At 37.9% G+C, this 12503-nt stretch carries 13 protein-coding genes; 2 read left to right on the plus strand and 11 right to left on the minus strand.

Going from position 1 to position 12503, the window contains the following annotated elements; translation table 11 throughout:
* Positions 1–140 precede the first annotated feature (140 nt).
* Positions 141–368, minus strand: coding sequence for a preprotein translocase subunit SecG (gene secG, locus T323_RS0105045; protein WP_026672291.1), 228 nt, complete (start codon positions 366–368; stop codon positions 141–143).
* A gap of 220 nt (positions 369–588) precedes the next feature.
* Between secG and T323_RS0105050 the strand changes: the two genes are divergently transcribed.
* Entirely contained in the window at positions 589–873 is a 285-nt protein-coding gene (locus tag T323_RS0105050) for a hypothetical protein (RefSeq protein WP_026672292.1), read from the plus strand.
* A 343-nt stretch (positions 874–1216) separates the two neighbouring features.
* On the opposite strand, the gene eno is transcribed toward T323_RS0105050, so the two are convergent.
* The 8 genes from eno to rpoN all read right to left on the minus strand — a co-directional run bounded on the left by eno (position 1217) and on the right by rpoN (position 10037).
* Positions 1217–2506 carry a phosphopyruvate hydratase gene (gene eno, locus T323_RS0105055; protein WP_026672293.1) on the minus strand — a complete coding sequence of 430 codons (1290 nt, stop codon included), beginning with the start codon at positions 2504–2506 and terminating at the stop codon, positions 1217–1219.
* 125 nt (positions 2507–2631) lie between these two features.
* Positions 2632–4161, minus strand: a complete 1530-nt coding sequence (gene gpmI, locus T323_RS0105060; RefSeq protein ID WP_035177811.1) for a 2,3-bisphosphoglycerate-independent phosphoglycerate mutase — start codon at positions 4159–4161, stop codon at positions 2632–2634.
* On the minus strand, positions 4158–4913 hold the full coding sequence (gene tpiA, locus T323_RS0105065) for a triose-phosphate isomerase (protein ID WP_026672295.1): 756 nt from the start codon (positions 4911–4913) through the stop codon (positions 4158–4160). Before tpiA ends, gpmI begins: the two co-directional genes overlap by 4 nt.
* A 16-nt stretch (positions 4914–4929) precedes the next feature.
* Positions 4930–6111 (minus strand): phosphoglycerate kinase, encoded by a 1182-nt coding sequence (locus T323_RS0105070; protein ID WP_026672296.1) that lies wholly within the window; start codon positions 6109–6111, stop codon positions 4930–4932.
* A gap of 104 nt (positions 6112–6215) precedes the next feature.
* A complete protein-coding gene (gene gap, locus T323_RS0105075) occupies positions 6216–7223 on the minus strand; it encodes a type I glyceraldehyde-3-phosphate dehydrogenase (RefSeq protein ID WP_026672297.1) in 1008 nt (335 codons plus the stop codon).
* 77 nt (positions 7224–7300) lie between these two features.
* On the minus strand, positions 7301–8329 hold the full coding sequence (locus tag T323_RS0105080) for a sugar-binding transcriptional regulator (protein WP_026672298.1): 1029 nt from the start codon (positions 8327–8329) through the stop codon (positions 7301–7303).
* Positions 8330–8478: 149 nt separating this feature from the next.
* Entirely contained in the window at positions 8479–8730 is a 252-nt protein-coding gene (locus T323_RS0105085) for a glutaredoxin family protein (RefSeq protein ID WP_180320838.1), read from the minus strand.
* Positions 8731–8741: 11 nt separating this feature from the next.
* A complete protein-coding gene (gene rpoN / locus T323_RS0105090; RefSeq protein ID WP_026672300.1) occupies positions 8742–10037 on the minus strand; it encodes an RNA polymerase factor sigma-54 in 1296 nt (431 codons plus the stop codon).
* 287 nt (positions 10038–10324) lie between these two features.
* Here rpoN and clpP point away from each other — a divergent pair, with 287 nt between their 5' ends.
* The gene (gene clpP / locus T323_RS0105095) at positions 10325–10924 is read left to right on the plus strand and encodes an ATP-dependent Clp endopeptidase proteolytic subunit ClpP (protein ID WP_281175718.1); all 600 of its coding nucleotides are present in this window, start codon (positions 10325–10327) and stop codon (positions 10922–10924) included.
* 289 nt (positions 10925–11213) lie between these two features.
* Here clpP and T323_RS0105100 read toward each other — a convergent pair whose 3' ends face one another.
* Together T323_RS0105100 and whiA are read right to left on the minus strand one after the other, a co-directional pair.
* Positions 11214–11471 (minus strand): HPr family phosphocarrier protein, encoded by a 258-nt coding sequence (locus tag T323_RS0105100; protein ID WP_026672302.1) that lies wholly within the window; start codon positions 11469–11471, stop codon positions 11214–11216.
* 64 nt (positions 11472–11535) lie between these two features.
* Complete coding sequence (gene whiA / locus T323_RS0105105) at positions 11536–12486, minus strand: DNA-binding protein WhiA (protein ID WP_026672303.1); 951 nt, start codon at positions 12484–12486, stop codon at positions 11536–11538.
* Positions 12487–12503 lie beyond the last annotated feature (17 nt).

Here is a 12503-nt window from a genome sequence, read left to right on the forward strand (position 1 = left end):
ATTCATCATCCTTTACTTCATAGTGTTGCCTGTTTTTTTGATTCTACTATGTATATAAGCATATTTTATTCCCAACCAACTGTATCAAGTAAAAAAGAAAGCAGCAAGTTTCCTCGCTGCTTTCTGAATGGTTATTATCCTTATGCAAAATAAGCGACAGCAATCGTTAATACAAAAAACAAAATCGCTAGTACAACAGTAGCTTTAATTAAAACCGCATCAATTCCTCTAGCTTTTTGTTTCCCTACTAATTGCTCAGCTCCACCAGAAATCGCTCCAGATAAGCCCGCACTACGACCAGATTGAAGTAAAACAACGATAATTAATGCGACAGCATTAATTCCAAGTAATACAGATAAAAATCCCACGACTTACACCTCCATAAGTACAGTATGCGCTTTTATAAACATACCATAAAACTAGCTGTACAAGCAAGAGGAGAGTGAATGGTTTGGAGCAATTCATTCTCCTTAAAAGTACACTTTTTTTCATATTTTTTCATTATTTTAATGTTTTCTGTTGAAATATTAGGTATTTTAGACTACACTTGAATTTGATTTTATCATACTAAAGCAGAGGAGCTTACACATGAGTACAGAAACAACAACAAAAGTCATCATTGAAAAACCAGAAGGTAATGGACTAGCCACAGCAGGTCTTGTTTTAGGTATTATTGGGGTTGTCCTTAATCTCATTCCATTCATTCCATATATTCTTGGTGGACTTGCCATTGTTTTTGGGTTTGTCGGGTTAAACAAACCAGTAAAACAAGGTGTAGCAAAAGCTTCGTTAATTCTCGGTATTGTTACAATTGCACTAAAAATTGCATTTTGGGTTTTTATTTTCATTGTAGGTGGCATTGGCTCACTTTAAGAGGGATGTACAAAAGGGTCTGTAAAAGACCTTTTTGTACTTCTTTTTTTGAAAGATAAGAGAGTATAAAAATTTAAACGAAAAGATGCTCCGCGTTTTTCTTATTCGGACATTTGTTCCTCTATTCACTAAGGAACAAAGCTATTTCGATGGCTAACGGACATCTGTTCCGCTACTTCCTCATTTTTAGCCTATTCACCCGTCTTTTTGCACAATAACGGAACAGATGTCCGATACACTCCCAAAAACGCTGGTTTTTCATAAAATTTGTCCGTAAGCTTAAGCTCACTCTGCAACATAGAAAAGACTGCGAATCTATTCGCAGTCTTCCCTAACGTCAAACTTATTTTTTATTAGCCAAATTGTAGAATGCTTCTTTTCCACCGTATTGTCCAACTGGACCAAATCCATCTTCAATACGAAGAAGTTGGTTATACTTCGCTACGCGGTCTGTACGAGATGGTGCACCTGTTTTAATTTGTCCTGCATTTGTTGCAACTGCGATGTCTGCAATTGTGCTATCTTCTGTTTCACCAGAACGGTGAGAAATAACAGCCGTATAGCCTGCACGTTTTGCCATTTCAATCGCATCAAAAGTTTCTGTTAATGTACCAATTTGATTTACCTTGATTAAGATAGAGTTCCCGATTCCTTTTTCAATACCTTCAGAAAGCTTTTCAGTATTTGTCACGAAAAGGTCGTCTCCGACTAACTGAACTTTGTCACCAATGGCTTCAGTTAGTTTTTTCCATCCATCCCAGTCGTTTTCATCTAAACCATCTTCAATTGAGATGATTGGATATTTAGCGACTAGCTGGCTGTAAAACTCAACCATTTCTTCGGATGTACGAACGACACCTTCACCTTTTAAGTTGTACTTGCCATCTTCATAAAACTCAGACGCAGCCGCATCCATAGCAAGAACAATTTCTTCACCTGGCTTATAGCCAGCTTTTTCAATCGCTTCAATGATTGTTTGAAGAGCTTCTTCGTTTGAAGCTAAGTTTGGAGCGAATCCACCTTCATCACCAACAGCTGTGTTTAGCCCTTTTGCTTTAAGAACTGATTTTAAGTTATGGAAAATTTCTGCACCCATACGAAGTGCTTCTTTAAAGTTTTCTGCACCAATTGGCATAACCATAAACTCTTGAATATCAACGTTATTATCTGCGTGCTCTCCACCATTTAAGATATTCATCATTGGTACTGGTAATGTTTTGGCATTAAATCCACCTAAGTACATGTATAAAGGTACACCTAAAGCATCAGCAGCAGCACGAGCAACAGCCATAGAAACACCTAGAATCGCATTGGCACCAAGATTTCCTTTATTGCTAGTTCCGTCAAGTTCAATTAAAAATTTATCAATCTCAACTTGCTCTAACGCGTCATAGCCGACTAATTCAGGAGCAATTACTTCGTTTACATGTTGAACTGCTTTTAAAACACCTTTACCCATATAACGGTCTCCACCGTCGCGTAATTCAACAGCCTCATATTCACCTGTTGACGCACCACTTGGTACAAGTGCTCGTCCCATAGCGCCTGACTCTAAAAATACTTCTACTTCCACTGTCGGATTACCACGTGAATCTAATACTTCGCGTGCATATACATCAGTAATAATTGTCATTGATTGTTCATCTCCCTAACATTTTTTATTCAATTTTTTCGTCTACAATAGGTTGCGTTTGTTCCTATAAATCATTCGCTATCCCTTTGTAAACTCCTACAGTAATTTTCAAATTCACAAACTCTTTACTTTATTAACGATTTTCCTGTCATTTCAGCTGGTTGTTTGCCACCAATGAGTTCAAGTAAAGTCGGAGATAAATCAGCTAAAATCCCACCTTCTCGTAGCTCCACTCCATCTTTTGTAACAATAACAGGAACTGGATTTGTCGTATGGGCTGTCATTGGATTACCTTCAAGTGTAATGACTTCATCAGCATTTCCATGGTCTGCTGTAATAATCGCATACCCACCTTTGGCAATAATGGCATCGACAATTTTCCCAAGACATTCATCAACTGCTTCAATCGCTTTGACTGTTGGCTCTAACATACCAGAATGTCCAACCATATCAGGGTTGGCAAAGTTTAAAATAATCGCGTCATGTTTGTCAGCTTCAATTTCTTTCAACAGTGCGTCTGTCACTTCATAAGCACTCATTTCCGGTTGTAAGTCATACGTTGGAACTTTTGGTGAATCGATTAAAATTCGTTCCTCACCAGGAAATGGCTCTTCTCGTCCACCGCTAAAGAAAAATGTAACATGTGGGTATTTTTCAGTTTCAGCAATCCGTAATTGTTTATAGTCTTGCTGTGAAAGAACTTCCCCTAGTGTATTATCTAAGTTTGTTGGTTCAAACGCAACAAAACCTTTTACCGTTTCACTAAAATGCGTTAAGCAAACATAGTGAAGATTTATTGGATGTTGGTCCCCACGGTCAAACCCTCGGAAGTCTTCATTTGTAAACACTTGTGACATTTGTATCGCTCGGTCAGGACGGAAGTTAAAGAAAATGACAGCATCATCATCTTTTACCGTTCCAACAGGTTTGCCAGCATCATCAACAATAACAGAAGGAATAACAAACTCATCGTTTATGTCGTTTTGATAAGAGTCTTTAATGACTTCTAGTGCTGTTTTATACATCGGGCCATCACCATACACCATCGCACGATATGATTTTTCAACACGTTCCCAACGTCTATCGCGATCCATTGCATAATAACGTCCGTGAACAGATGCGATTTGCCCGACTTCAAGCTCATGAATTTTATCCTCTAAGGCACGAATGTAAATCTCAGCTGAAGTTGGACCGACATCACGACCATCAAGAAAACCGTGAATAAACACCTTGTCAACTTGTTTTGCTTTCGCAAGCTCTAGTAACGCGAATAAATGTTCAATATGACTATGCACACCACCATCGGAAAGAAGTCCGTAAACATGAAGATTGCTGCCTTTTTCTTTCACATGGTCAATCGCTTTTAAAAAGGTTTCATTTTCAAAAAATTCACCTTCACGAATCGCTAAGTTTACTCTTGTTAAACTTTGATAGACGATTCGGCCAGCTCCAATGTTTAAGTGGCCTACTTCTGAATTTCCCATTTGTCCTTCAGGTAAACCAACCGCTTCACCGTCAGCTCGAATCGTGGTATGAGGATAGTTATCCCAATAGCGATCGTAATTTGGCTTCTTCGCATGAGCAACAGCATTCCCTTTTGTTTCCTCACGCATACCAAAGCCATCAAGAATAATCAAGGCTACTGGTTTACTCATTTTCCTGCCTCCAATAATTGAAGGAATGAATCATGTTCAAGACTCGCTCCACCAACTAAAGCACCATCAATATCAGACTGTCCTAAGTATTCTTTAATGTTAGCTGGCTTCACACTACCACCATATTGGATACGGACAGCATCTGCTGCTTGTTGTGAAAATTGTTCAGCCACCACTTGGCGAATATAAGCACACGTTTCATTTGCTTCTTCTGCTGATGATGATTTTCCAGTTCCGATTGCCCAAATTGGCTCATAGGCAATAACAGTCGTTTTCACTTGTTCTTCTGTTAATCCAGCTAATCCTTTAACGACTTGCTCACCAACGATTTCATTCGTTTTACCAGCTTCACGCTCTTCTAATGTTTCCCCGCAGCACATGATTGGTACAAGGTTATGAGTAAAAGCGGATTTTACTTTTTGATTTACTGTTTCATCAGTCTCCGCAAACATTTCGCGACGCTCCGAATGACCAATAATCACATATTTCACACCGATATCAGCTAAAGCAACTGGGCTAATTTCACCTGTGAATGCACCACTTGGTTCAAAATGCATCGTTTGTGCTCCAATTTCAACATCACTTCCGTCAGTTTCTTTCACAAGTGCATCTAAAAATAGGGCAGGTGCACAAACGACAGAATCAACAACAGACTGAGCTGGAACAGCATTTCTTACTTGTTCAATAAAATCTAACGCTTCCCCTAACGTTTTATTCATTTTCCAGTTCCCAGCAATAATTGGTTTACGCATCATTTTCACCTCTTTTTTATTTATCGTTTAACGCAACAACACCAGGTAGAGCTTTACCTTCCATAAATTCTAGAGATGCTCCTCCACCAGTAGAGATATGACTCATTTGTTCCGCTAAACCGAATTTTTCAACAGCCGCTGCAGAATCTCCACCACCGATAACAGAATAAGCATCTGAATCTGCTAGAGCAAGTCCGACTGACTTTGTTCCATTTTCAAAACTTTGTAGTTCAAACACACCCATCGGTCCGTTCCAGATTACAAGCTTTGATTCTAAAATCACGTTACGATATGTATCAATCGTTTTTGGTCCAATGTCTAATGCTTCCCAATCTGAAGGAATCGAATCAATGTCGACAACTTTTTTATTTGCACTATCAGAAAAATCATCAGCTACAATAACATCTTCAGGGACATAAAACTTTACGCCTTTTTCTTTTGCCTTATCCATAAAAGACTTTGCTAAGTCGATTTTATCTTCTTCAAGTAGTGACTTTCCTACTTCGTGACCTAACGCTTTCACAAATGTATACGCTAATCCGCCACCAATGATAAGATTGTCTACTTTTTCAAGTAAGTTTTCAATTACACCAATTTTATCTTTTACTTTTGCTCCACCGATAATGGCAGTAAATGGGCGGTCCGGATTAGACAACGCTTTTCCTAATACATCAAGCTCTTTTTCCATTAAGAACCCCGATACAGCAGGAATATGGTGCGCAATTCCTTCGGTTGAAGCATGTGCACGGTGAGCTGCACCAAATGCATCGTTTACATAAAGATCCGCTAATTGAGCAAATGCTTTCGCTAATTCTGGGTCATTTTTTTCTTCTCCTGCATAAAAACGTACGTTTTCGAGCAATAGGACATCACCTTCTTGCATTGCACTAACCGCTTCATCAACTTCTGTTCCAAAAGCTTCATCGGTTTTCGTCACTTCTTTTTGAAGTAGGTCACTTAAACGCTTTGCAACAGCATCTAATCTTAGTTCTTCTACAACTTGACCTTTTGGACGTCCTAAATGGCTCGCTAATAAAACTTTTGCGCCTTGATCAACTAAATGTTGAATCGTTGGAAGTGCTGCACGAATACGAGTATCGTCTGTTACTTCTCCATCTTTCATCGGTACATTAAAATCAACACGGCAAAAAACTTTTTTCCCTTTTACGTCGACATCTCGAATGGACTTTTTGTTCATGTCAAATGAACCCCCTTAACGATTGTTGTAAGATGATAAGCATTGGAAAGAGGAGAATGGCGCTTTTGCTTCTCCTCCTCTTTCCCATTAAATTCTACTTTTCATTATAGTCCTTGCTTTGCAATATATTCAACTAAGTCTACAACACGGTGAGAGTAACCAGACTCATTATCATACCAAGAAATAACTTTTACCATGTTCCCTTCCATTACCATTGTTGATAATGCATCAATTGTTGATGAAGAAGGGTCTCCATTATAGTCACCAGAAACAAGTGGCTCTTCACTGTAAGAAAGCACACCTTTTAATGGACCTTCTGCTGCTGCCTTAAATGCAGCATTAATTTCTTCAGCTGTTACTTCTTTATCAAGTTCAGCTACTAAGTCTACTAAAGAAACGTTTGGTGTAGGTACACGCATTGCTCCACCATTTAATTTCCCTTTTAACTCAGGAAGAACTAGAGCTACCGCTTTCGCTGCACCTGTAGTTGTTGGAATAATGTTTTCCGCAGCTGCACGAGCACGACGGTAATCTTTATGTGGTAAATCAAGAATTTGTTGGTCATTTGTGTAAGAGTGAACTGTTGTCATCATTCCACGACGAATACCAAATTGATCATTTAGTACTTTTGCAAAAGGCGCTAAGCAGTTTGTTGTACAAGAAGCATTTGAGATAACATGGTGGTTTGCTGCATCATATTTATCTTCGTTAACACCCATAACAACAGTAATATCTTCATCTGATGCAGGAGCTGAGATAATAACTTTCTTCGCTCCAGCTTCTAAATGTTTCGCAGCATCTGCACGTTTTGTGAAGAAACCAGTTGATTCAACAACAACTTCAACTCCACGATCTGCCCAATTAAGTTTAGCAGGATCACGCTCAGCAGAAACGTTAATTTCTTGTCCATTTACAACGATAGAATCTCCATTTACAGAAACCTCTGCGTCTAGTTTTCCATGAACAGAATCATATTTTAATAAGTGAGCTAACATATTAGCATCAGTTAAATCATTAATTGCTACAACCTCAACATTCGGGTTTTTTAAAGCAGCACGGAATACGACTCGACCGATACGTCCAAATCCATTAATACCAATTTTAGTTGCCATAATAAAATTTCCTCCTTAAAATGCATTCATTCTCTAAATTTTTTATTTCAAAGGGGGGATAACCCTACGAAAACAAACTACTCTCTACTATTTTCTACAATTTTCTTTGCTGCGGCTTCATCAGTAATTAAAACATGGCTCGTTCGATGTTTGACATAAGCGGCAATAGCATCTGCTTTAGAGGCACCACCTGCAACCGCAATGACATACTTAGATTTTGTTAAATCCTCGAGCTGTAAGCCAATTGTTCTTTCCCTATGAATAATATTTCCAGTTTGGTCAAAATAATAACCAAAGGCTTCTGCAACAGCATGATGTTTCTTTAGCTTTTCAACGAGTGCTTCTGGTGAACCTCGTCGTTTTGCCATAGTCGTAGCATCTCCAATCCCATGAATGACGATGCATGAAGACCGGATGATCGACAATATCTCTTTAATGGAAGGTTCTGCTACTAAAGAAGCGTATGTTTCTTCACTGAGTAAATCAGGAACATGCATTAATCGATAACTTGCTCCTGCCCGTCTTGCCATTTCGGCACTTATCGTATTCGCCTGGTTTTCCACTTGCTCGCCTAATCCACCTCGAGCAGGGACAAACATCGCTTCATGTAAAACAGGGTCAGGCGTCATCATTTCTGCAATCGATGCCATTGTCGTTCCACCAGTAACTGCAATGACATTTTTCGGGGTTAAATGCTGCTTTAAACGATTGACACAAGCACGCCCCATTTCTTTTTTCACCCAATCATACTGGTCGCTATCGCCAGCAACAACAATGACATTCTCAATTTGTAATTGCTTTGATAATTGTTCTTCCAGTGTTCGAAGTCCAAGTAAATCTTTCATCACATCTTCTAGCTGAAATAACGTCGTTTTTCCTTCTTCGGATAAACTCATCCCAGCTGGGGAAATCTGAATAAGACCTTGGTCTTTGAGAAACTCAACTTCACTCCGAAGTACACGTTCGGAAATTTCAAGGCTTGATGCTAAATTTCGTCGTCCAATCGGTTCCATTAACCTTATCGACTGCAAAATTCGAAATCGCTTCGCCATGACATCGAGCATATCAGGTAATAATTTTCGTTGAAGCTCTAATAATACTCGCATTGTTCAATCTCCTTACATTAAGCAGAAATTTAATCGGGTCACAAAAAGTCCCTAGGTGACATTTATTGTCCCGATGCGGGTAAAAAAAAGACCAGTTCCTGCTTACAGTTTTTATTTTAACAAGGAAATGATCGTTCTACAAGTTAATTTTATCCTTTTTTCTCAAGTAAACGCTTTCTTATCTTATTTTTTGACAAAATTCCGAAATCAACATCTTCCCCATCAATAACAACCACTGGAATCATAATTTGATACTTCTCAAGTAAATCTTCATTTTTGTATATATCAACGACATGAATGTCCAGTGGAAATTCTTCTGTTAGTTGCTGTAAAACTGAAAAGCCTTTATCACATAAAGAACAATTTTCTTTTGAATAAAAAGTCATCTTTATTTTCTTCATCGTTCCTCCTGCTATTCATACCTCTTTCGTTTTGATGACGCTGGAATATTCAGCTCATCACGGTATTTCGCTATCGCTCGTCTAGAAATTGTAATATTAAACGATTCAGAAAGCAAGCGAACGATCGATTGATCAGATAGTGGTTTAGTTTTATCTTCTCCCTCTACTATCGCTTTTATATGTTGCTTCACTTTATCACTTGATGTATCTCGATTTACTTTTGACACAAAAAATGATTTCAGTTCAAACACCCCTTTTGGTGTTTGAACATATTTATTTGTTGTAACTCGACTTACCGTTGATTCATGCACGCCAACTTCATCAGCAATTTCTTTTAATGTTAGAGGTTCTAGACTTCCATCTGTGAAAAATGAGCGTTGTTTTTCCACAAGAGCTCTAGTTACCAAAAGAATCGTTTCTTGACGTTGCTGAATACTTTTCATAACCCATTGCACTTGTTCAAATTTCCGCTTCACATACTCTGTGACCTCCGTTTTCTCCTTGCTTGTCAACAACTTTCGATAGTGGTTATTAACTGTAATTTGAGGAAGAATGTCATCATTCATCATGACAATAAATTCACCGTTCGTGATTTCCACAGTAACGTCAGGAACAATATATGTTGTTGCCTCTTCATGAAAATGACTGCCTGGCTTAGGATCCAAATCTTGAATGACATCATACACATCTTGAATTTCTGCTGCCGTTACGGCTAGCTCTTTTGCAAGCTCTCTCCATTTTCGTTCAGCAAACATCGGCAAATAGTGTTCAACTATCATCTCAGCTAATGGGAAGCGTCTTCTTCTTGCTTTTAACTGGAGTAATAAACATTCTTCTAGACCACTTGCACCAATCCCAGTAGGCTCAAGTGATTGAAGAAGCGCAATATCGGTTTCGATTGTGTCTTCTTTTACTTTCAATTCTCTTGCTAATTCTTCTCGTTGTATTGGAAGGTAGCCGTCCTGTGATAAATGACAAATCATATAGTAGAGGCGCTTGTATTGTTGTTTTTCAATGTTCATAAACCGTAGCTGTTGACATAGATGTTCTGTTAGCCCTATTGGTTTGTTCCGAATATAATCTAAAGCCGTTACGTTTGAATTGGTGGAATTTCTTCCTTCAAACCTATAATCCATTTCATTGCGATCCGCCCCTAAGTCAATTAAAGGGTTTTCCAGCGCTTGTTCTTTAATAAAGTGGATGAGCTCTATCGAAGAATATTGCAGCAAGGAGATCGCCTGTCTCAACTCACGGGTCATATATAAGTTTGTACTTTGATAAAGACCAACGTTTAAGTTTAACTCCATCCAATTTCTCCTCTCTACACATCTATTGTAAACGCTTACCATATATATACGTCAAGGTTTTTCTCATATACACAATTATAACAATTTATTTAGTATATTTGTGAAATTTGAAATTAAATCTAACAAATTCGTTTGAAGTAACTTGAATTCGGTTATCATGAAAAGGTATTCTAGGAAGAACATAGAAATAATATAGTAGTAGAAATGGTCAGGTATATCATTTGACCTTTCTTGACCATTTAGGTATGATGTGTACATAACGAAATATTAAAAGAAATGAGGAGGATATTCAAATGAATTTAATCCCTACAGTTATTGAACAAACAAATCGCGGAGAAAGAGCTTATGATATTTACTCTAGATTGTTAAAGGATCGTATTATTATGTTAGGAAGCGCGATTGATGACAATGTCGCTAACTCCATTGTTGCTCAGCTTCTTTTCTTACAAGCAGAAGATCCTGAAAAAGACATCTCTCTTTACATTAATAGCCCTGGTGGATCGATTACAGCAGGTATGGCGATCTATGACACAATGAATTTCATTAAGCCAGCCGTTTCTACGATTTGTATCGGGATGGCGGCTTCCATGGGAGCTTTCCTTTTATCTGCAGGTGAAAAAGGAAAACGTTATGCTCTTCCAAACAGTGAAGTTATGATTCACCAACCACTTGGTGGTGCACAAGGGCAAGCGTCTGATATCGAAATTCATGCAAGAAGAATCATTGAAATGCGTGAGCACTTAAACAAAATTTTATCAGAACGTACAGGTCAACCTCTTGAAGTGATTGCCAAAGACACTGACCGTGATAATTTCATGAGTGCTGAACAAGCGAAAGAATACGGTTTAATTGATGGTGTTATTACGTCAGAGCGTACAAAAAAATAAGAAGTCACACAAAAAGCACAGGCTTCTGTGCTTTTTGTGTTCTATCGAACGTATCGGACATTTATTCCATTATTTTACGTTTATTCGGGTAAAATGAAAACCTATCGGACATCTTTTCCGTTATTTCCTCATTATTACAGGAAATTCAGAGAAAAACCATATAGTAGCGGCATAGATGTCCATTAGTCTGCCTGAAAACAACAAAACAGTGAAAATAACGGAACGAATGTCCGAATGGGATTCTGGCATATACGAAAAAACAAGCACAGCCATGTGTGCTTGTTTGTTGTTATTCTTCTTTTCCAATGAAGTTTTCAAGAGCAGCAATTGCTTCTTCTTCATCTTTTCCATCCACAATAACGTTGATGGTAACACCTTTACCGATTGCTAAACTCATAATACCCATAATGCTTTTCGCATTCACTTTTCTTCCTTCTTTTTCAATAAAGATATCAGAAACAAATCGATTCGCTTCTTGTACAAATAATGCAGCCGGACGAGCCTGCAACCCTGTTTTTAATTTCACTTCCATTTGTTTTTCAACCATCTTCTTCTCCTCCATTCATTCTACTATATATGATAAATTAAATAAGCACGTGACAAAACGTTTCCTAAATTTCAATTTTTGCTCCCGAACGAATTCGATCTGCAATTTCATCTAATTTTCGTAAACGATGATTGACACCAGACTTACTTACTTTCCCACTTGACATCATTTCACCTAGTTCTTTTAATGTTACATCTTGATGTTCCACTCGGAGCTTCGCGATTTCGCGCAATCGTTCTGGTAATTGGTCTAAACCAATTTCTTCGTCAATCAGACGAATATTTTCAACTTGGCGCATCGCCGCCCCAACCGTTTTATTTAAATTAGCTGTTTCACAATTGACAAGTCGATTGACTGAATTTCTCATATCTTTCATTATGCGCACATCTTCAAAATAAAGCAATGCTTGGTGAGCTCCAATGATGTTTAAAAATTCCGTTATCTTTTCACTTTCTTTGATGTACGTAATAAATCCTTTTTTTCTTTCTAAAATTTTTGCCTTTAAATCAAAAACGTTCATTAGTTCACATATCGATTGATTATGTTCTTCATACAAAGAGAAAATTTCTAAATGATAACTTGACGTCTCAGGATGATTCACAGAACCACCAGCTAAAAAAGCACCTCGTAAATAAGCACGCTTACAACAAGTTTTTTCAATAATGTCTGGAGAAATCTCACGGATAAACGTAAACCCTTCTCCTATAATACTTAATTCTTCTAATAAAAGCCTTGTATTTTCCGTAATCCTCACTAAATAGACATTATTTTTCTTTAACCTCATCTTTTTTTGGACAAGAAGCTCAATATCAATCGTTCGGTATAATTTCTTAATTAAAATATATATCCTTCTTGCAATGGCTGCATTTTCGGTTGAAATATCCAGGCTAAGTTTTTGACTACTATATGACAATGTGCCATTCATCCGAAGCAATGCTGCTAATTCTGCTCGAACACAACATTCATCACTTTCTAATTGAGTGAGTTCTTTTTTTGTTTTTGCTGCAAAAGACATTGCCTCACCCCTCTATT

Source organism: Alkalihalobacillus bogoriensis ATCC BAA-922, from assembly GCF_000621445.1.
GTDB classification, from domain to species: domain Bacteria; phylum Bacillota; class Bacilli; order Bacillales; family Bacillaceae_F; genus Bacillus_AO; species Bacillus_AO bogoriense.

Bases quoted from the DNA above. Each gene is read 5' to 3' on its own strand.
- whiA (WP_026672303.1), bottom strand. From the start codon at position 12,486: ATGTCTTTTGCAGCAAAAACAAAAAAAGAACTCACTCAATTAGAAAGT.
- T323_RS0105085 (WP_180320838.1), bottom strand. From the start codon at position 8,730: ATGAAGAAAATAAAGATGACTTTTTATTCAAAAGAAAATTGTTCTTTA.
- eno (WP_026672293.1), bottom strand. From the start codon at position 2,506: ATGACAATTATTACTGATGTATATGCACGCGAAGTATTAGATTCACGT.
- tpiA (WP_026672295.1), bottom strand. From the start codon at position 4,913: ATGCGTAAACCAATTATTGCTGGGAACTGGAAAATGAATAAAACGTTA.
- rpoN (WP_026672300.1), bottom strand. From the start codon at position 10,037: ATGGAGTTAAACTTAAACGTTGGTCTTTATCAAAGTACAAACTTATAT.
- T323_RS0105050 (WP_026672292.1), top strand. From the start codon at position 589: ATGAGTACAGAAACAACAACAAAAGTCATCATTGAAAAACCAGAAGGT.
- T323_RS0105070 (WP_026672296.1), bottom strand. From the start codon at position 6,111: ATGAACAAAAAGTCCATTCGAGATGTCGACGTAAAAGGGAAAAAAGTT.
- T323_RS0105100 (WP_026672302.1), bottom strand. From the start codon at position 11,471: ATGGTTGAAAAACAAATGGAAGTGAAATTAAAAACAGGGTTGCAGGCT.
- T323_RS0105080 (WP_026672298.1), bottom strand. From the start codon at position 8,329: ATGCGAGTATTATTAGAGCTTCAACGAAAATTATTACCTGATATGCTC.
- gpmI (WP_035177811.1), bottom strand. From the start codon at position 4,161: ATGAGTAAACCAGTAGCCTTGATTATTCTTGATGGCTTTGGTATGCGT.
- gap (WP_026672297.1), bottom strand. From the start codon at position 7,223: ATGGCAACTAAAATTGGTATTAATGGATTTGGACGTATCGGTCGAGTC.